At 74.1% G+C, this 18,331-nt stretch carries 17 protein-coding genes; 11 read left to right on the top strand and 6 right to left on the bottom strand.

Annotation, left to right across the window (positions count from 1 at the left end; translation table 11 throughout):
- Positions 1-88 precede the first annotated feature (88 nt).
- On the top strand, positions 89-526 hold the full coding sequence (locus ABD879_RS04770; protein ID WP_345017787.1) for a sterol carrier family protein: 438 nt from the start codon (positions 89-91) through the stop codon (positions 524-526).
- 4 nt (positions 527-530) lie between these two features.
- Here the strand turns inward: ABD879_RS04770 and ABD879_RS04765 are convergent, their stop codons facing one another.
- The gene (locus ABD879_RS04765) at positions 531-896 is read right to left on the bottom strand and encodes a hypothetical protein (protein ID WP_345017785.1); all 366 of its coding nucleotides are present in this window, start codon (positions 894-896) and stop codon (positions 531-533) included.
- A gap of 252 nt (positions 897-1,148) precedes the next feature.
- On the opposite strand from ABD879_RS04765, the gene ABD879_RS04760 reads away from it, so the two are divergent.
- The 4 genes from ABD879_RS04760 to ABD879_RS04745 all read left to right on the top strand — a co-directional run bounded on the left by ABD879_RS04760 (position 1,149) and on the right by ABD879_RS04745 (position 6,705).
- A complete protein-coding gene (locus ABD879_RS04760; protein WP_345017783.1) occupies positions 1,149-3,383 on the top strand; it encodes a serine/threonine-protein kinase in 2,235 nt (744 codons plus the stop codon).
- A gap of 78 nt (positions 3,384-3,461) precedes the next feature.
- Positions 3,462-4,931, top strand: coding sequence for an amidophosphoribosyltransferase (gene purF, locus ABD879_RS04755; protein WP_345017781.1), 1,470 nt, complete (start codon positions 3,462-3,464; stop codon positions 4,929-4,931).
- A 31-nt stretch (positions 4,932-4,962) separates the two neighbouring features.
- The gene (gene purM, locus ABD879_RS04750; protein WP_345017779.1) at positions 4,963-5,991 is read left to right on the top strand and encodes a phosphoribosylformylglycinamidine cyclo-ligase; all 1,029 of its coding nucleotides are present in this window, start codon (positions 4,963-4,965) and stop codon (positions 5,989-5,991) included.
- Between the two features lie 51 nt (positions 5,992-6,042).
- Complete coding sequence (locus tag ABD879_RS04745; RefSeq protein WP_345017777.1) at positions 6,043-6,705, top strand: SanA/YdcF family protein; 663 nt, start codon at positions 6,043-6,045, stop codon at positions 6,703-6,705.
- A gap of 93 nt (positions 6,706-6,798) precedes the next feature.
- On the opposite strand, the gene ABD879_RS04740 is transcribed toward ABD879_RS04745, so the two are convergent.
- Both ABD879_RS04740 and ABD879_RS04735 read right to left on the bottom strand, forming a co-directional pair.
- Complete coding sequence (locus ABD879_RS04740) at positions 6,799-7,017, bottom strand: DUF3073 domain-containing protein (RefSeq protein ID WP_285497465.1); 219 nt, start codon at positions 7,015-7,017, stop codon at positions 6,799-6,801.
- 376 nt (positions 7,018-7,393) lie between these two features.
- Positions 7,394-8,476, bottom strand: a complete 1,083-nt coding sequence (locus ABD879_RS04735) for a Leu/Phe/Val dehydrogenase (RefSeq protein ID WP_345017775.1) — start codon at positions 8,474-8,476, stop codon at positions 7,394-7,396.
- A gap of 148 nt (positions 8,477-8,624) precedes the next feature.
- Between ABD879_RS04735 and ABD879_RS04730 the strand changes: the two genes are divergently transcribed.
- A complete protein-coding gene (locus ABD879_RS04730; protein WP_345017773.1) occupies positions 8,625-9,536 on the top strand; it encodes a DUF8083 family protein in 912 nt (303 codons plus the stop codon).
- Between the two features lie 487 nt (positions 9,537-10,023).
- A complete protein-coding gene (gene bldC, locus ABD879_RS04725) occupies positions 10,024-10,227 on the top strand; it encodes a developmental transcriptional regulator BldC (RefSeq protein WP_012850682.1) in 204 nt (67 codons plus the stop codon).
- Positions 10,228-10,622: 395 nt separating this feature from the next.
- Here bldC and ABD879_RS04720 read toward each other — a convergent pair whose 3' ends face one another.
- On the bottom strand, positions 10,623-11,315 hold the full coding sequence (locus tag ABD879_RS04720; protein WP_345017771.1) for a TetR/AcrR family transcriptional regulator: 693 nt from the start codon (positions 11,313-11,315) through the stop codon (positions 10,623-10,625).
- A gap of 471 nt (positions 11,316-11,786) precedes the next feature.
- Here ABD879_RS04720 and ABD879_RS04715 point away from each other — a divergent pair, with 471 nt between their 5' ends.
- The 4 genes from ABD879_RS04715 to ABD879_RS04700 all read left to right on the top strand — a co-directional run bounded on the left by ABD879_RS04715 (position 11,787) and on the right by ABD879_RS04700 (position 15,877).
- Positions 11,787-12,803, top strand: a complete 1,017-nt coding sequence (locus ABD879_RS04715; RefSeq protein ID WP_345017769.1) for a LacI family DNA-binding transcriptional regulator — start codon at positions 11,787-11,789, stop codon at positions 12,801-12,803.
- A 290-nt stretch (positions 12,804-13,093) separates the two neighbouring features.
- Positions 13,094-13,330, top strand: coding sequence for a hypothetical protein (locus tag ABD879_RS04710; protein WP_285497459.1), 237 nt, complete (start codon positions 13,094-13,096; stop codon positions 13,328-13,330).
- Positions 13,331-13,462: 132 nt separating this feature from the next.
- The gene (locus tag ABD879_RS04705; RefSeq protein WP_345017767.1) at positions 13,463-14,302 is read left to right on the top strand and encodes an N-acetylmuramoyl-L-alanine amidase; all 840 of its coding nucleotides are present in this window, start codon (positions 13,463-13,465) and stop codon (positions 14,300-14,302) included.
- Positions 14,303-14,365: 63 nt separating this feature from the next.
- Positions 14,366-15,877 carry a DUF7059 domain-containing protein gene (locus ABD879_RS04700; protein WP_345017765.1) on the top strand — a complete coding sequence of 504 codons (1,512 nt, stop codon included), beginning with the start codon at positions 14,366-14,368 and terminating at the stop codon, positions 15,875-15,877.
- Between the two features lie 34 nt (positions 15,878-15,911).
- Here the strand turns inward: ABD879_RS04700 and ABD879_RS04695 are convergent, their stop codons facing one another.
- Together ABD879_RS04695 and ABD879_RS04690 are read right to left on the bottom strand one after the other, a co-directional pair.
- Positions 15,912-17,162, bottom strand: coding sequence for a sodium:proton exchanger (locus ABD879_RS04695; RefSeq protein WP_425549618.1), 1,251 nt, complete (start codon positions 17,160-17,162; stop codon positions 15,912-15,914).
- A 91-nt stretch (positions 17,163-17,253) separates the two neighbouring features.
- Positions 17,254-18,327 carry a quinone-dependent dihydroorotate dehydrogenase gene (locus tag ABD879_RS04690; RefSeq protein WP_345017761.1) on the bottom strand — a complete coding sequence of 358 codons (1,074 nt, stop codon included), beginning with the start codon at positions 18,325-18,327 and terminating at the stop codon, positions 17,254-17,256.
- Positions 18,328-18,331: the final 4 nt, after the last annotated feature.

Genomic DNA, 18,331 nt, shown 5'->3' with positions numbered 1-18,331 from the left:
ACCGTCACATTTTTACCGGGTTTGCGGGCGTCCGCGGGCCCAAGTCCGCATCGCGACCGCGAGCCGAGACCCGGTAGCGTCGGTCCCGATGGCGCGACAACAACTCACCCGGGACGTCCTCGACGCACAGCGCACCGCGCTCGGTCTGCCTCCCCATGCCGGCGGCGACGACCCCGCCGACCTGCGCCGCGCCGCGCTCGACACCGCGCTGGCCGCGTACGCCGCGGGCACCGAACCGGCCCGGCCGGTCCTGCGCGGCGCCGTGCGGGAACTGCTCGACCGGATCGCCGCGCTCGCCCCCGGACGATCCGTCGAGGTCCGGGTCCCGCCCTACGCCGCCGTGCAGTGCATCGCCGGGCCGCACCATACCCGGGGAACCCCGCCGAATGTGGTCGAGATGGACGCGTCCACCCTGATCGCCCTGGCCACCGGCGACCTGAGCTGGACGGCCGCGGTCGACTCCGGCCGCGTCCGGGCCAGCGGCCCCCGCGCCGACCTGTCCGGACTGCTCCCGCTCCCCGGCTGAGCCCTCAGGGCCGCTGCTCGGCGAACGGGAACTCGCGCTCGACGCACTGCCGCCGGGCCGCGTCGTCGGGGTAGCGGCCCTCGTCGGCGCACTCGGCGGCCTTGGTCAGCAGGAAGAAGACCGCGACCCCGCCGATCGCCAGCGTCAGCGTCGAGCACACCACGCCCGCCACGGCCGTCGCCCGCCGCGGGCCGCGCGCCGCCGCCAGGATCCCGAGCACCATCCCGGCCAGCGCCATCGGCAGGCCGAGCCCGCACAGCGCCAGCGCGGGCAGCCCGGCGATCCCGAGCACCAGCGACGCGACGGCCATGCCCCCGCGCCCGGACGGCGCGGCCGGCGGCGAGAACGTCTGGTAACCCGGAACCGTCATCTGCGCTTCCTCCCCCGGTGTCGACCACCAGATTTCCGCGCCCACCCCTCCCCACGCCGCCGGAGCGGGTAAAGGTCGGTTAAGGACTGCGCTCCGAGCGGTAGACCCGCCGCACGTGATCGACATCACCGCCGGTCTGGTCACGCGGGCCCGCGCGGACGCGATCATGACGCTGCGTCGAACCGATGTCGCCGAACGGGTGTCTCACTTCTCGCCCGATGGGCTTGCAGGGCCGGACGGACAGGAGGAGCGTTGGCAGGGGCATGGCGGATCGCCGGGTTCGAGGAGCTGCGCGAACTGGGCGCCGGAGGGCAGGGCCGGGTCGTGCTGGCCCGGCACGAGGAGTCGGGCACGCCCGTCGCGATCAAGTACGTGCGGGCGGACGCCGCGCAGAAGGAGCTGCTGCGGCACGAGGCCGTGCTGCTCGGCCGGGTGCACGACCCCCACGTCGCGCGGCTGTACCGGCTGGTGGAGAGCGAGCACGGCGCGGCGATCGTGATGGAGGCGATCGACGGGGTCTCCCTCAAGAAGGTCCTCGAACACCGCGGCGCGCTGGAGCCGGAGGCCGCGCTGCTGGTGATGAAGGGCTCGCTGCTCGGCCTGGCCGCCGCGCACCGCGTCGGCGTGGTGCACCGCGACTACAAGCCCGCCAACGTGGTGGTGCGCGCCGACGGGCTGAGCAAGCTGATCGACTTCGGCATCGCGGTCCTGGCGGGCGAGGGCGGCGCGTCGGGCACGCCCCGGTACATGGCGCCCGAGCAGTGGCGCGGCGAACCGGCCGTCCCGGCCACCGACGTCTACGCCGCCACCTGCGTGTTCTTCGAGTGCCTGACCGGACGGCGCCCGTTCCGCGGGGATAGGGAGGCGGCGCTGCGAGAGGCGCACCTGAGCGCGCCCCCTCCGGTGGAGGAGGCGCCCGAGCACGTCCGCGGTCTGATCGCCCGCGGCATGGCCAAGTCCGCCGAGGAGCGGCCCGGTGACGCCGCCGGGTTCGTCCAGGAGCTGGAGACCGTCGCGACCGCCGCGTACGGGCCGGACTGGGAGACCCGCGCCGTTCGCAACCTTGCGGGGGCCGCGGTCGCCCTGGCGTCCCTGTTCCCGCTGGCCGCCGCGCTCCTGCCGTCCACCGGCGGCGGGGCTGCGGCCGGTGGCGGGGTCGCGGCCGGTGGTGCCGCAGGCGGGGCGGCCGCTTCCGGCGGCGCCGGTGGCGCTGCGCATGGGGCGGCCGCTTCCAGCGGGGTTGCCTCCGGTGGTGGTGCCGCGGGCGGTGGGGGCGCAACTGGTGCTGCCACAGGGGGTGGGGCCGCGTCGGGCAGCGGTGCGGGTGGTGTGGCCACGTCCGGTGGCGCCGCGCATGGGGCGACTGCGTCTGGCGGGGCTGCGTCCAGTGGCGGTGCTGGCGGTGGCGCTGTAAGCGGGGCGACCGCGTCCGGCAGCGGGAGCGCCGGGGGGACGGCTGCGTCTGGCGGTGGAGCCTCGGGGGGCTCATCGGTAGCGGCGAGCGCTCAGCCTGCGGGCGGCACTTCCGGTGCCGGGGCCTCCGCGACGACCGGTCACGCTTCGGGAGCCGCCGGGGGGACGGCCACGAGCGGCGGCGGCACGGCGGCCGCGGCCGGGGCCTCGGGGGCGAAGGTCGGCGCCGGTGTCGCGATCGCGGCGGGTGTGGCCGGGGTCGCGCTGGTGGTGGGCGGCGGCGCCGCCGTCGTGTCCGTCACGAGGGACGGGGCGGGGGCCGACCGGCCTCCGGCCACGTCCAGCGCCTCGGCGCGTCCCGTCGCGGCCGTGATCGCCGAACAGCGGCAGACGCTCAACGGCGGGAGGATCGAGGTGCGCGCCCAGTACGCGCGGCTCAGCGGCCCCGTGGACGCGGCCGTCCGGCAGCGGGCGGACCAGGCGCTGCGCGCCCCGCTCGACTGGACGATCAAGCGCGTCCAGCGGCACAGCGACGCCAGGTGCACCCCCAGTTCCCGGGTGTCCATGGGCGTCCGCGTCGGCGTGAACGGGCCGTCGCTGGTCTCGGTGAAGTACTCCAACAGCAGTGAGATGTACGACGGCAGCGCCGGCAGCTGCGTGCGCCTGGACGGGAAGCCCCCCGGATGGGCCGTCACCGTCGATCTGAAGTCGGGCCGCGCCTACACCGCCGAGGACATCCTCAAGCCGGAAACGCTCACCGGATCGGGCATCCGCACCCTGCTGAGCCGGACGACCGTCATAGACCGGCCTCCTGAGAGCGCGCCGCACTGGGGTCCGGAGGGGTGCCTCCCACGCGAATACCCCGACCGCTCGGACTTCTTCCCCAGGCGGGCCGAAGCGCCCGGACTGCCGGACCCGTACCCCCCGTTGGTCACCGTCTTCCTGGCCGCCGACCACATCGAGGTGCACACCGACGACGAGGGCAGCGGCTGCAGCCCCGAGATGCGCACCGCGCCGTACGCCAAGGTGCGTGACCTGCTTAACCCGGCAATCGTCGACCAACTGCCCAGATGACCCACGAAAGGGCCATTCTGGGCACTGTTGGGCAGTTGGGCTGATGGAGCAGGGGAGCGGGGCATCTAGACTGTCTGGGTGCCTCACGGTGATGGACGTCTGAGCCACGACATCGATCCCCTCGACCGCTCCCCCCAGGACGCCTGCGGGGTGTTCGGGGTCTGGGTGCGCCCGGACTCGGCGGCCCGTGCGGAGGTGAGCAAGCTCGCCTACTACGGGCTGTACGCGTTGCAGCACCGCGGGCAGGAGTCCGCCGGCATCGCGGTCAGCGACGGGTCGCGGATCGTGGTGTTCAAGGACATGGGCCTGGTGTCGCAGGTCTTCGACGAGTCGGTGCTCAACACGCTGCGCGGCCACATCGCCGTCGGGCACTGCCGGTACTCCACCACGGGTTCGCCGACGTGGGAGAACGCCCAGCCGACGTTCCGGTCCACCGAGGCCGGGGGGCTGGCGCTGGCGCACAACGGCAACCTGATCAACACCCCGGAGCTGGCCGCGCGGCTGGAGCCCGGCGTGCTGACCGCCACCACCGACACCGAGGTGCTGACGGCGCTGCTGGCCGCGCACGGCACGGCGGCCGACGGCGACCCGCTCGCCGCGGCCCGCCAGATCCTGCCGGACGCCCGGGGCGCCTACTCGCTGGTCTTCATGGACGAGCAGACGCTGTACGCCGCGCGCGACCCCGAGGGCGTCCGGCCGCTGGTGCTGGGCCGCCTGGAGGACCTCGGCGGCTGGGTGGTGGCGTCCGAGACCGCCGCCCTGGACATCGTCGGCGCCGCGTTCGTCCGCGAGATCGAGCCCGGCGAGCTGGTCGCGATCGACGGGCAGGGGGTGCGGTCGGAGCGGTTCGCCGAGCCGCGGCCCAAGGGCTGCCTGTTCGAGTACGTCTACCTGGCGCGGCCCGACACCGCGATCGCCGGGCGCAGCGTGCAGGCCACCCGGGTGGAGGTGGGCCGCCGGCTGGCCCGCGAGCACCCCGCGGAGGCCGACCTGGTCATCCCGACGCCCGAGTCGGGCACCCCGGCGGCGATCGGGTACGCCGAGGCGTCCGGCATCCCCTACGGCCAGGGGCTGGTGAAGAACTCCTACGTCGGCCGGACGTTCATCCAGCCGTCCCAGACCATCCGCCAGCTCGGCATCCGGCTCAAGCTGAACCCGCTGCGCGAGGCCATCGCGGGCAAGCGCCTGGTGGTGGTGGACGACTCGATCGTGCGCGGCAACACCCAGCGGGCGATCGTGGCGATGCTGCGGGACGCGGGCGCCGCCGAGGTGCACGTGCGGATCTCCAGCCCGCCGGTGGCCTGGCCGTGCTTCTACGGCATCGACTTCGCCACCCGCGCCGAGCTGATCGCCGGCAACCTGTCGGTCGAGGAGATCCGCGACTCCATCGGCGCCGACAGCCTCGGCTACATCTCGCTGGACGCGCTGATCGCCGCGTCCCGGGTGCCGAAGGACCGGCTGTGCCGCGCCTGCTTCGACGGGATCTACCCCATTCCGGTGGACGAGGGCGCCCGGGGCAAGCACCTGCTGGAGCCGTCCCGCTCGTGACCTGTCCGCAGCGCGACGATCGAAGGGAAAGATGAGCACCTCCTACGAGGCGGCCGGGGTCGACATCGCGGCCGGCGAGCGGGCCGTCGAGCTGATGAAGGCGCGCGTGGCGCGGTCGCGGCGGCCGGAGGTCGTGGACGACGCCAGCGGGTTCGCCGGGCTGTTCGACGCCTCCGCGCTGGCCCGGTACCGCAGGCCCCTGCTGGCCACGTCCACCGACGGCGTCGGCACCAAGGTCGATCTGGCCCGCCGCCTGGGCGTCTACGACACCGTGGGGCACGACCTGGTCGCCATGGTGGTCGACGACCTGGCGGTGTGCGGGGCCGAGCCGCTGTTCATGACCGACTACATCGCCTGCGGCAAGGTCGTCCCGGAGCGGATCGCCGACATCGTCGGCGGCATCGCCGACGCCTGCGCGCTGGCCGGGTGCGCCCTGGTCGGCGGGGAGACCGCCGAGCATCCGGGTCTGCTGGAGCCCGACGAGTTCGACCTCGCGGGCGCCGCCACCGGCGTGGTGGAGGCCGACGAGCTGCTCGGCCCCGACCGGGTCCGGCCCGGGGACGCGGTGCTGGGCCTGGCGTCGTCCGGCATCCACGCCAACGGGTACTCGCTCGTCCGGCACATCCTCGCCACCACCGGGCTGTCGCTGGACGCGACGCCCGCCGAGCTCGACCGGCCGCTCGGCGAGGAGCTGCTCACCCCCACCCGCATCTACGCCCAGGACTGCCTGGCGCTGGCCAGGGCGGGCGGCGTGCGGGCGTTCGCCCACATCACCGGCGGCGGGCTGGCGGGCAACCTGGCGCGGTCGCTGCCCGGCACGGCCGACGCGGTGCTGAGCCGCTCGTCCTGGACGGTCCCGCCGGTCTTCGAGGTGCTGCGGGCGCACGGCCGGGTGCCCGACGCCGAGATGGACAAGACCTTCAACCTGGGCGTCGGCATGGTCGCGATCGTGGCGCCCGAGCGGGCCGACGCCGCGCTGGAACTGCTGGCCGGACGCGGCGTGCCCGCCTGGGCGCTCGGCGAGATCGTCCCCGGCACCGGCGCCGTCCACCTGTCCTGACGCCCGCCCGTGCGGGTCTTCGGGCGCGGGCGGGGTGCCGTCACCCCTGCCGTGATCAAGAGCCTGGCGTTGCGGTGGCGTGCGCCGCTGGCGGTGCTGGCCGGGCTGGCGGCCTACGCGCTGCTGGCGCCGCTGGCCTGGGCGTACGCGGCGACCGGAGAACGCCGCGCAGACCCCGGCGCCGTCCCGCGGACGCCGGTCGCGCTGGTGCTCGGGGCGGGCATCCAGGACGGCCGGCCGACGACGCTGCTGGCCCGGCGCCTGGAGCTGGCCGCCGACCTGTACCGGCGCGGCAAGGTGCGGGTGCTGCTGGTGTCGGGCGACAACCGGACCCGCGGCTACGACGAGCCGACCGCGATGCGCGACCACCTGGTGGCCCTCGGCGTGCCCGAACGCAGGATCGTCCGCGACTTCGCCGGGCTCGACACGTGGGCGTCCTGCGTCCGCGCCAAGCGGATCTTCGGGGTGGAGCGTGTGACAGTCGTCACGCAGGGTTTCCACCTGCCGCGCGCCGTGGCGCTGTGCCGGGCCGCCGGCCTGGACGCGTGGGGCGTCGGCGACGACAGCATGGCCGCGCGCCCGGGGCCGACGGCGTTCGGCTACACGCGCGAGCCGCTGGCGATGCTCAAGGCCGTGGCCACGCTGGTGATCCGCCCCGACCCGGCCGTGCTTGGCCGCCCCGAGCCCGGCGTCCGGCAGGCCCTGGAGAGCTGACGAGGCGCTGCGGTGCCGACGCCGGGGGGAGGCGCGGGTAAAAAACAACGCCACCACCCGGCGCTGCCGCGGGCGGTGGCGTAGTGTCGAAGATCAACGGGCGGAGGTGCCGTCCTTGCGGTCCTCGGTGCCGTAGTCGTCTGCGTAGTCGGCGTACTTCTCGGCGAGATCGTCGTAGTCGTAGGAGTCGTCGCCGGGGGAGTCGGACACTCCCAGCTCGCTCTTCAGGCGGTCGAGGTCCGTGTTGCCGGTCCGGTACTTGAGCTGCCGGGCAACCTTCACCTGCTTGGCCTTGGCTCGGCCGCGACCCATTGGCTCGACCCCCTCGAATGGTCAGGGCTTATGTGGGCCCATCAACGCGCGCGTCCTACACACGAACCGGTGCCTGATGAGCCATGCGTCAGTCACGGGTACAACCGTACCCGTTTTGCGCCCGGCTCGGTACATCGTCGGTACGTGGCGCACGCCCCTAACGGCGAACTCCAGTGTATCCGGTGGTTGCGAGTTCACCGATCCAAGCCGACACGCCACCAACGAACCGCAACCTGCCGGTTCGTCCTGCCGGGGGCGTCCGGTCGCGCGGCGAGCCCCCGCGCCGCGAAGTCGTCAGCGAGATCACATGGCGCCCCCGAAGGGCGATCTGCCCGGGGCGGACCGGACAGGTCGCCCTTCGGCGACAGGACAGGCGTCAGAGCAGGATTCCGCGCAGTCGTCCGATCTCGGACATGCGGCGCTCGGCGAGCCGGTCGGCCGCGGCGGCCGGGGGCACCCCCTCGTCCGCGGCCAGCGCGAAGATCCGCTTGGTGGTCTCGTAGATGCCCGAGGCGCGGGACTTGGCCCGGTCGAAGTCGAAGCCGCGGATCTCGTCGGCGACCTGGATCACACCGCCGGAGTTGACGACGTAGTCGGGGGCGTACAGCACTCCGCGGTCGGCCAGCCGCTTCTCGATCCCCGGGTGCGCCAGCTGGTTGTTGGCCGCCCCGCAGACGATCTTGGCGGTGAGCGCGGGCACGGTGTCGTCGTTGAGCGAGCCGCCCAGGGCGCAGGGGGCGTACACGTCCAGGTCGGTGCGGATCAGGGCGTCGCTGTCGGCGACGACCTCCACCTCGGGGTGCCGCGCCCGGACCTGTTCCACCGCCGCCTCGCTGACGTCGCAGACCACCACCTCGGCGCCGTCCTCGCGCAGGTGCTCCACCAGCCGGTGGCCCACTTTGCCGACGCCCTCGACGCCCACCCGCCGGCCGCGCAGCGTGGGGGAGCCCCACACCGTCTCGGCGGCGGCGCGCATGCCCTGGAACACCCCGTAGGCGGTCAGGACGGACGAGTCGCCGGCGCCGCCGTTGGCCGTGGTGCGGCCGGTCACAAAGCGCGACTCGCGGGCGACCACGTCCATGTCCTCGCTGTAGGTGCCCACGTCGCAGGCGGTGTAGTAGCGGCCGTTCAGCGACTGCACGAACCGGCCGTACGCGCGCAGCAGCGCCTCGGTCTTGTCGACGGCCGGGTCGCCGATGATCACCGCCTTGCCGCCGCCGTGGTCCAGTCCGGCCAGGGCGTTCTTGTACGCCATGCCCCGGGACAGGTTGAGCACGTCGGCCAGTGCCTCGTCCTCGGACCGGTACGGGTAGAAGCGGGTGCCGCCCAGCGCGGGGCCGAGCGCGGTGGAGTAGATCGCGATGATCGCGCGCAGGCCGCTGGCCTCGTCCTGGCAGAAGACGACCTGCTCGTGGCGGGGTTCTGCGCCCTTGTGGGGCGTCCCGAAGACATTAGGCACGGTAGTGCCCTCCTCTCTGTCTTGAGATCAGATTAGGACTGGTCGCGGGCCTGTGCCGCCTGCCCCGCCTGGAGATTTCACGTAACGCACCGATCTCGGTGGCGCGGTGGTGCCAGTGGTCCGGAGTGGCTCGTGTCACGATGCGGTGGTGCTGCCATACGCCGCGTACCTACGGGTATATGAGCCGGTGACCGCCTTCCCCGAGCCTGCGCGGACGCTGTGGACCGCTTACGCCGAGTCCAGGCGGCGCCCCAAACGGGTCCGCGCCCTGGAGGTCGAGCACCAGGAGGCGTTGCAACGTCTGGTGGCCGACCCTCCGGAGCCGGCCCCCGAGCTGGAGAGCCAGGACGCCTACGTGCGGAAGTCCGGCGACACCATCTACATCTGCCCCTGGGGGACGCGCCTGCGGTCATGGCTGGCCTACGAGCGTTTCCGGGAGCGGACCCCCGCCCGGCTGGTACCCATGTTCGCACCGCCCGCCGTCACCGAACGCGTGGAGCGCGACTACGAACGCTGGAAGCGGGCCGGGCGCACCCTGCGGCCGCACATCCTGACGAGCACCTGGCACGTGCCGCCCACGTGGTTCGTGCCGTTCGCCCCGGCCGAGCGGTGCCTGCTGCTCGGGGACGGCGCCACCGACAAGGGCCGCTCCGCCCCCGCGGCGCCGGAACACGCCGGGTGCGGGCCGAGGACGGCGGCGACGGCGCGGACCCTCATCTACGTGACGGCGATGGCCGAGGCGCGCCGCCGGGTGGAGGGGGCGCTGCGGATCGTCCGCACGCGCGTCGGCGGCGGCGAAACGGTCACGCTGGGTGAGGGGCGGCTGGAGGAACTCGGCAGGTGGCTGTCGGAGTTCCATCCTCGTTCCCTGGTGGAACTGGATTATGGCGGTCTGGTTCACCTGCTGGACGACCGGTGGCTGCGCGCCGACGCGTCGGTGGCCGAGACCGCGGTGGCGCTGGCCGCCCTGGAGCGGGGGGAGGCGGAGCTGGCGGTGGCGATGTCCACGCGCCTGCTCGACCGCTGGCGCCCCGTGCGGGCCCTCGAGTCGGCGAACTGACCGCGGAGGGCCGCCGCGGCCGCGATCGGCCAGGTAGGGCGCCCATCGGCCGCCGTCCGCCCCGCTAGGCTGCTCGGAGCCGAAGGGTTCCGAGGGTGTGTCCTTCCGGTAAGGAACACCGCTACACCCGCGCTCGGACGGGCGGTTTCGGGCGCTCGGCGCCCCGCGGCCGCCCGCGTGACCGGCCTCCGACGCGGCGTCGTGAGGACGAGATTGAACAAATTTCCCGAATCCGCGCGCGATACGACTATACGTGTCGCTAGAATCACGCAGCGTGACCCAGTTGCCGCCGTGCGCGCATCGCGACCCGTCTTCGCGGGGATGTTCCCACGCAACTACCGCCAGGAACTTGCTTGTTGCGTTGAGTGGTGGCAAGGTTACACGTTGTGATGTCATAGTGGCTCTTTCGGGCCATAGGGGACATCAGTGACCGCGAGGTTCAATCGCAGGATCGCTGTCATCGGTCCACGGAGGAGAGGCCGCACACATGTCAGCACGTACGCCAGAGGCCGAGCCCCTGCTGACGCCGGCAGAGGTGGCGACGATGTTCCGCGTCGACCCCAAGACCGTCACGCGGTGGGCGAAGGCCGGAAAGTTGACCTCCATTCGCACCCTGGGGGGACACCGGCGCTACCGCGAGGCTGAGGTGCGGGCGCTGCTGGCGGGTATCCCGCAGCAGCGTTCGGAGTAGCACGTTCCGATCGGCGGGCGCCTGTGTCGACCGGGCCGGGGGAGCGGGGGCGGGTACCCCGCGACGGCAGCGGTCGACCTGGGGGCGGGGGGTTTCCTTGCCGCGGTGGCGGTGAGCCGACGGCGCGGGGGCGCGTCTCCCGCGGCGGCCATGGCTGACCGCGGCCGTGGGGGGTCCTACGGTCCGTACCGCCCGCCGGACGCACACGGCACCAACAGTGGGGGGCGGCCAGGAGGCCGCTGAACAGCCGAGTGGTCTGTTCAGGGGTCCCCTGGGCGAGGCCCAGGACCACAATGGCGTGGTCCTGGGCCATCTCACCGTTCACGCCGTCTCGCGCACGCGTGCGCGCGGACGGCGGGAGCAGCCGAACGAGGGCGGGCCGCAGGACCGGGGGGTCAGCGGTCCGGGTCGAGTTCTTCCTGGGACATCCGGTCGAACAGCTCGGCGGTGACCGGGTCGTGCCGTCCCGCGGCGCGCAGCATGACGACCCACTGGTCCACCAGCAGCCCTTCCAGATCGGCCCGCTCGATGTCGCGGTGCTCCAGCCAGTCCAGCGCGGCCGTCTCGACGACGGCCATCCACGACCGCAGGCTGATCCGCAGCACCGGACTGGGGGCCTCGACGCCGACCGTGTGCAGGATGCGGTCGAGCAGCAGCCGGCGGACGTTCTCCACGATCTCGCCGACCTCGCCGGAGCGGTCGGCCGGGCCGCCGCGCAGCAGCGCCGTGTAGCCCGCCGCGTGGTCCTCCACGAAGTCGAAGTAGCGCCTGAGGGAGATGCGCAGCCGGTCCAGCGGCTTGCCCTCGGTCGGCGGCTCCAGCAGCACCGACAGCCGCCGCGCCGCGCTGGAGAGCGCCGCCAGGTACAGCTCCTGCTTGCCGCCGAAGTAGTGGTACACCAGTGCCCGGGAAGCGCCCGCGGCCACCGCGACGTCGTCGATGGACACGTCCTCGGGGGGTCGCGTACTGAACAGCCCGAGCGCCGCCTCTATCAACTCGTCCCTGCGCTCGTCGACGCTGAGCCTGCGCCGGCTGCGCCGGGAACGTTCGGTGCGCGTCTCCGCGTCGGTCACCGCGTGTTCTGCCACCCGGGCAGCGTATCCGAGCGCGACGCCCGCTTCAGTGCCGTGCACCGGCTCCGAGCTGGGCGGTCGTCGCGTTGTGATGCAGAACACCACAGCCCCGAACTGCCATTGGCGGCAGCCCGTTACTCCCTGTTGCCTCGATATCGGGCGAAGGCGAGGCATCATGGCATCTCCTCCCGAGTGAGGAAGGCGCACCGACTCCCGCGCACCCACCCCCGCGGGGCTCTGGGGCGCCGTGGCGGCAGGTCCTGCAGGCCCCCTGGACGGAGTGCCATGTCAGCTGGTGAAGGAAAAGCCCCGCGCAACAAGAGGCCGGGGCCGCGGTACGGCGAGTCCCCGGCGCCGCCCGGTGCGCAACCTCCGGCCTCATCCGGCGCCGGGTCGCCGCGGCGGCCCGGCGGTCAGGTGCCGCCGCCGCGCGACGGCGGGCCGTCGTCCGGCGGACGCCGGGGCCGCGCGGGCGGGGGACGCGCGGTGCCGCCCGCCCCGAACGCGCCCAAGCCCACCATCCGCAACGTCGCCGAGCGCGCCGGCGTGTCCAAGTCGCTGGTGTCGCTGGTCATGCGCGGGTCGCCGCACGTCAGCGAGCGGCGCCGGCAGGCCGTGCTGCAGGCGGCGCGCGAACTCGGCTACCGGCCCAACGCCGTGGCCCGCAGCCTGGTGGAGGGCCGTACCAGGCTGATCGGCGCCATCGTGGCCGACCTGCACAACCCGTTCTTCGCCGAGTTCCTCGACGGGCTCCAGGAGACCCTGCACGGCGAGGGCCTGCGCATGCTGGTCGGCAGCGGCCGCTGGGACCCGATGTTCGAGGCCGAGGCGGTCGAGGCGTTCCTGGAGATGCGGGTGGACGGCCTGGTGCTGCTCAGCGTCGTGCCCGAGTCGCTGAAGGAGGCCGCCGCCAGCGTCCCGGTGGTGGTGGTCGGCGAACGCGACGTCAGCGGCGTGGACATCGTGGTCGACGACGACGAGCTCGGCGCCAGCCTGGCCGTCGACCACCTGGTGGAGCTGGGGCACCGGCGCATCGCTCACATCGAGGGCGCGCGCTCCACCACGGCCCGCTACCGCCGCGCCGGGTACGAGAAGGCCATGCGGCGGCACGGCCTCGGCGACCAGATCATGGTGGAGCGGGGCGACTTCACCGAGGAGGGCGGCTACCTGGCCGCCCGCGCGCTGCTGACCCGCGATCCGCGCCCGACCGCCATCTTCGCGCCCAACGACCTGGTGGCGACCGGTGTGCTGTCGGCCGCCGACGAGCTGGAGATGCCGGTGCCCGAGCAGGTGTCGATCGTCGGGTACGACAACACGCACCTGGCGGCGATCCGGCACATCTCGCTGACCAGCGTCGACCAGCCGCGCCGCGACATGGGCCGGGTGGCGGCCGAGCTGCTCACCGCCCGGATCGAGGACCCCACCCGGGTGGCCCGGCAGAACCTGGTCGTCCCCCATCTGGTGGTCCGCTCCACGACGGGGCCCGTCCCCGCGGGGGTGTGACTCAGGGACGTCCGGCCCGGTGCGTCGTCGCCCCGGCGCGCCGGGCCGGGCTCGTGCGCCCCGAGTGGGGCGGCGCGCGTCCCGGCAGGCCATGGGTTCGCTAGGCGTTGCTAATGCCACGGGAAAGCCTGCCGCAATCACCCGGCCGGAGGGTGCCGCAAAGGGGTTAATGGGTGGCACCGTTCGGTGGGTCGGAGGCGGGGGACCGCTGCTCCGGCCGGACCCGCGGCCGGCAGGAGGGCCCGCCGAGGAACACGGGCAAGGATCGTTCACCCAGGGGGGTTCACGCCGTGCGTGATCCGGAATTGGTGTCGTGCGCGCAGCGCGCGGCGAGCGAGCTGGAACGCGCGTGGGCGCAGTGGCGGCATGCGCGCGGGCTGGCCGAGCAGGTGTCGGAGTCCGTCGCAAGCTACGTGGCCCACTCGATCGACCACCCGTGGGGGCGCCCCCGCGTGGTGCTGGGCCTGGACGCGGACGAGGCCCGCGCGCTCGCCGCGCTTCTCGGCAAGGAGAACGCGCTCCGCTGACCGATCGGGGGAGCGGAGGGAACGCGGCCGCGCGGGGTGGGAGGCCCGCGCGGCCGCGCCGCTGTTTGACGTACGGCCGTGTGCGTGCAGACTGGCAGGGTCGGTGACGAGCGCATCACGGGGAGACGGCCGTTGCTCATCCAACGAGGCGCTTCCGCGGCCGCCGGCCTGGCACTGTGCCTGGCCGCCCTGACCGCATGCGGCGGAGACGGCGGGAACGGCGGGTCGTCCGCCGGGGCCGCCGAGCCGCCCACCGCGAGCGGCGGGGGCGACGCGACCACGGGGGCGGCCCACGCCCGGCAGGACGACGCGGCCCCGCTGCGCGGCAAGGTCGTGGTGCTCGACCCCGGGCACAACGGCGGCAACGCCAAGCACCCGGCGCAGATCAACAAGCAGGTCGAGATCGGCAATGGCCGCAAGGAGTGCGACACCACCGGTACCAGCACCGACGACGGGTACCCCGAGCACGCCTTCACCTGGGACGTGTCGAAGCGGCTGGCGAAGATCCTGCGGGCCGAGGGCGCCAAGGTCGTGCTGACCCGTCCCGACGACACCGGCGTGGGGCCGTGCATCACCGAGCGCGCCGCCATCGGCAACCGCGCCAAGGCCGACGCCGCGCTGTCCATCCACGCCGACGGCGCGTCGGCCTCGGGGCACGGGTTCCACGTGATCCAGCCGCGGTCGGTCAAGGGGCAGGGCGATGGGATGGTGCCCGCGTCGCGGCGGCTCGGCCGGGCGATCCGCGACGCCTACCGCGCCGGGACCGGCCTCCCGTACTCCACCTACCTGGGCAAGGACGGCCTCGACTCGCGCGACGACCTCGGCGGGCTGAACCTGTCCAAGGTGCCCAAGGTGTTCATCGAGTGCGGCAACATGCGCAACAGCGGCGACGCGGCCAAGCTCAGCAGCGCCGCGTTCCGCCAGCGCATCGCCGAGGCGCTCGCCAAGGGGCTCGACGACTACCTGACGTGATGTTCGCCGGGTCACCCGCGTTCGCGAGGTGACGGGTGCCCCGGACCGGGCAGGATTGGGCGGGTGTCCGATCAGCCTGCCGCTTCCCTGAGCCGTGTCCGCGCCGCCCTGCAGCGGGCGGACTACACCGTCGCCGCCGTCCGTGACCTGCTCGGCCCCGTCGCGGGCGGCGCCCTGTCCCGTGACGAGATCGTGCCCGCGTTGCGCGCCACCGCCGGCGGGTCGCCGCTGGAGACGCTGGTCCGGCTGTTCTGGCTGCAGGTGCCGGTGCCCGGCGACGCCCCGCCCGTCGACGAGCTCGCCGACGACCTGGTCGCCGCCGGGCTGGTGGAGCGTTCCGGCGGCGAGGTCCGGGCGCTGCTGCGGGTGGAGCCGGTGGAGTCGGTGAGCGGCGCCGGGCACGTCGGCCACGTCGTGTCCGACCTGCGGATCCGTCCGGGGTCCGGCGGGCGGCCGGCGCCGGAGCACGTGGTGGGGGCGGGCGGCGCCTCCGCCGGCCTGGCCCGCCTTGTTGTCCACAGGGCTGTGGACAACGCCCTCGACCTCGGCACCGGCTGCGGCGTGCAGGCGCTGCACCTCGCCGACCCCGCCGTCCGCCCGGCGCCGCGCGCGATCACCGCGACGGACGTCAACCCGCGGGCGCTGCGGCTGGCCGCGATGAGCTTCGCGCTGTCCGGCCTGGACGGCGTGGACCTGCGGGAGGGGCCGCTGCTGGAGCCCGTCCGGGGCCGCCGGTTCGACCTGGTCGTGTCCAACCCGCCGTTCGTGATCGCGCCGGACGCCGGGCCCCGGTTCACCTACCGCGAGTCGGGGCTGCCGGGGGACGAGTTCTGCCGCCGCCTGGTCGCCGAGGTGCCCGGCGTGCTGACCGAGGACGGGCGCTGCCAGCTGCTCGCCAACTGGCTGCACGTCGACGGGACGCCCTGGCAGGAGCGGGTCGGCGCGTGGGTGGAGGCGTCGGGCTGCGACGCGTGGGTCGTGCAGCGCGACGTCCAGGACCCGGCCGAGTACGTGGAGCTGTGGCTGCGCGACTCCTGCGAGGCGGGCACCCCCGAGTACCGGGAGCGCTACGACGCCTGGCTCGACCACTTCGAACGGCAGCGGGTCACCGGCATCGGCTTCGGCTGGATCACGCTGCGCAACGCGGGACGCGAGCAGCCGGTCGTGCGGGTGGAGGAGCTGCGGCACGCCGTCCAGGAGCCCGTGGGCGGCTACGTGGACGGCATCCTGGACGGCCTCGCCGCCGCCCGGGAGTTTTCCACAGCCTGTGGACGGCAGGACGTGCGGCTGCGCACCGCCCTCGGCGTCGTCCAGGAGCAGATCGGCCCGCCCGGCGCCGAGGACCCGGAGCGGATCGTCCTGCGGCAGACCGGCCGGCTGCGGCGCGCCGCGGGCGTCGGCACGGTGGAGGCGGGCCTGGCGGGCGTCTGCGACGGCACGCTGCCGCTCGGGCCGCTGCTGGCCGCGATCGCCCAGCTCACCGGCCTGGACCCGGACCAGGTGCGGGCGCATGCCGCCGCCGTCCTGCCGGAGCTGATCGCCGACGGATTCTTCGAGGTCGTCCCGCCCGCCTGACCGCGTCCGGCACGGCGCCCCGCCGGGGCGGGTTTCAGCGGGTGGGGGAGACGGCGGCGGCGCGCAGGCACTCGCCGAGGTCGCGGTTGCGCGCGATCAGCAGCGAGAACCCGATGGCCAGGTAGATGCCCGCCAGCACCAGGCGGATCTGCGTGCCGGGGAACACGAACTGCACGGCGAACAGCACGAACAGCAGCACCGCTTCGATCCGCCGGAACCACAGGTTGACCAGCAGGGCCACGCCCAGCACGGTCTGCGCGGCGGTCAGCAGCACCTCCTCGATCTGCCGGGCGTCCAGCGGCAGCGACCAGGCGCCGCCGCCCGCCCGGTAGGCCAGCGGCAGCGTGCCGACCAGCAGCGTCCACTGGTTGACCTTGCTGGACAGCAGGATGCCGATGGCGTCGCCGCCGCGCAGCCGCCAGGCGAACACCGCCGCGACGATCAGCTCGGGCGCCTCCGAGGCCAGCGGCGCCAGCCACTGCACCAGCAGGAACCGGTCGATGCCGAGCACGGCGCCGGTGTCGACCAACGCCTCGGCGAACGGCTCGGCGGCGCACACCACCACCAGCGCGCCGAACCCGAACCCCAGCCAGGTGACCTGGCGGCGCCGCGTCCGGGGCAGCATCGCCAAGCGCGCGGGCACGCCGATCAGGTCGTCCACGCCCTCGGCGGCACCGCGTCCGATCCCCATCATGTAGGCGACGTACACCGCGACCAGCAGGATCGTCACGTACCAGCCGATCTCGCCGGTCAGCGCGGGGATGAACGCGATCAGCGCCGCGACGGTCAGAAAGCCCAGCTCGATCCGGTGGCGTTCACTCAGCCGCACGTCGCGCCGCTGCGCGGGCGGCTGGATCCGGCCGATGCGCCGCCGCCGGGGGCTGCGCTGCCGCACCGCCAGGGCGAACGCCAACGCCACCAGCGGCCAGCCCACCCCGACCAGCAGCCGGTTCGCGCCCGTCATGTTGGCGGCGGCGTACGCGGTGTACTCGGGACGGCTGCCCGCCGCGAACGCGAAGTACAGGTCCACCGCGTACTCGGGCAGCACCGCGATCAGCGCCAGCAGCGCCACCGCGAGCGCGCCCGACATGTCCACCCGCGCCGTCTCGGCCGCCCACAGCAGCAGCACCGCGGCGCTCACCACCCCGGCGCCGAACAGGACCATGGCGGCCACGGGCGGCGGGTGGACGCCCGTCAGCCGCAGCACCACCGCGGGCAGCGCGATGACCACGGCGACGGCGATCCGCACCGCCACGGTGTCCCGCGAGAGCGTCCCCACCGACATACCTGCACGGTGCCGCCCCGCGGGTCACCGCACGGCCAGGCCGCCGCCCGGGTATGGCAAAGGCCCCCGCGAACCCGGCCCCGGGCCCCGGTCAGCGGGACGCGGCGTCGCGGAGGGTGGCGAACGCGCTGCCGCGCAGCCGCCGCGACAGCGCCCGGTGCACCCGGTACGCCCACAGCGGCCCGCCGTAGATCATGCCGGTGTAGCCCTGGACGAGCGTGGCGCCCGCGCGGATCCGCTCCCACACGTCGTCGGCGTTCTCCACGCCGCCGACCGACACCAGCGTCAGCCGGCCGTCCGTGCGCGCCCGCAGCCGCCGCAGCACCTCCAGCGAGCGCGCCTTGAGCGGGGCGCCCGACAGCCCGCCGGTCTCCTTGGTCAGCTCGGCGGGGCCGGCCAGGCCGTCGCGCCCGACGGTGGTGTTGGTGGCGATGATGCCGTCCAGGCCCAGTTCGAGGGCGAGGTCGGCGACGGCGTCGACGTCCTCGTCCGCCAGATCCGGCGCGATCTTCACCAGCAGCGGGACGCGCCGTCCGGCGGACCGGTCGGCGGCCTCGCGCACCGCCGTCAGCAGCGGCCGCAGATGCCGCACCGCCTGCAGATCGCGCAGACCGGGCGTGTTCGGCGAGCTGACGTTGACGACCATGTAGTCGGCGTACGGGGCGAGCCGTTCGGCGCTGGCCACGTAGTCGGCGACGGCCTCGTCCTCGGGGACGGCCTTGGTCTTGCCGATGTTGACCCCGACGATCGTGCCGGGCCGCCGCCGGCGCAGCCGCCGCGCGGCCGCCGCCGATCCGGCGTTGTTGAAGCCCATCCGGTTGATGATCGCCCGGTCGGCGGGCAGCCGGAACAGCCGGGGCCGCGGGTTGCCGGGCTGCGGCCGCCCCGTGACCGTGCCGATCTCGACATGGCCGAAGCCGAACGCGCCGAGCGCCTCGTAGGCCACCGCGTCCTTGTCGAATCCGGCGGCCAGCCCGAGCGGCCCGGGGAACTCCAGCCCGAACGCCCGGACGGCCAGCGCGGGATCGCGCGGGGCCAGCACGCGCCGCAGCACCGGCGCCGCGCCGGGCACCGCCTGGACGACGCGCAGCGCCCGCAGGGTCAGATGGTGGGCGGTCTCCGCCGGAACCCGGCTGACGACCAGTGAGAACAGCAGTCGGTACATCGCG

The organism is Actinomadura keratinilytica (genome assembly GCF_039539665.1).
GTDB lineage: Bacteria > Actinomycetota > Actinomycetes > Streptosporangiales > Streptosporangiaceae > Spirillospora > Spirillospora keratinilytica.
Note: the sequence above shows the minus strand (reverse complement) of the source record. Positions and strands in the feature narration are given on the sequence as shown.

What these genes read in the sequence shown, in the direction of transcription:
- bldC (WP_012850682.1), top strand. Translation starts at nt 10,024, where the DNA reads ATGTCAGCACGTACGCCAGAGGCCGAGCCCCTGCTGACGCCGGCAGAG.
- ABD879_RS04690 (WP_345017761.1), bottom strand. Translation starts at nt 18,327, where the DNA reads ATGTACCGACTGCTGTTCTCACTGGTCGTCAGCCGGGTTCCGGCGGAG.
- ABD879_RS04765 (WP_345017785.1), bottom strand. Translation starts at nt 896, where the DNA reads ATGACGGTTCCGGGTTACCAGACGTTCTCGCCGCCGGCCGCGCCGTCC.
- ABD879_RS04770 (WP_345017787.1), top strand. Translation starts at nt 89, where the DNA reads ATGGCGCGACAACAACTCACCCGGGACGTCCTCGACGCACAGCGCACC.
- ABD879_RS04695 (WP_425549618.1), bottom strand. Translation starts at nt 17,162, where the DNA reads ATGTCGGTGGGGACGCTCTCGCGGGACACCGTGGCGGTGCGGATCGCC.
- purM (WP_345017779.1), top strand. Translation starts at nt 4,963, where the DNA reads ATGAGCACCTCCTACGAGGCGGCCGGGGTCGACATCGCGGCCGGCGAG.
- ABD879_RS04740 (WP_285497465.1), bottom strand. Translation starts at nt 7,017, where the DNA reads ATGGGTCGCGGCCGAGCCAAGGCCAAGCAGGTGAAGGTTGCCCGGCAG.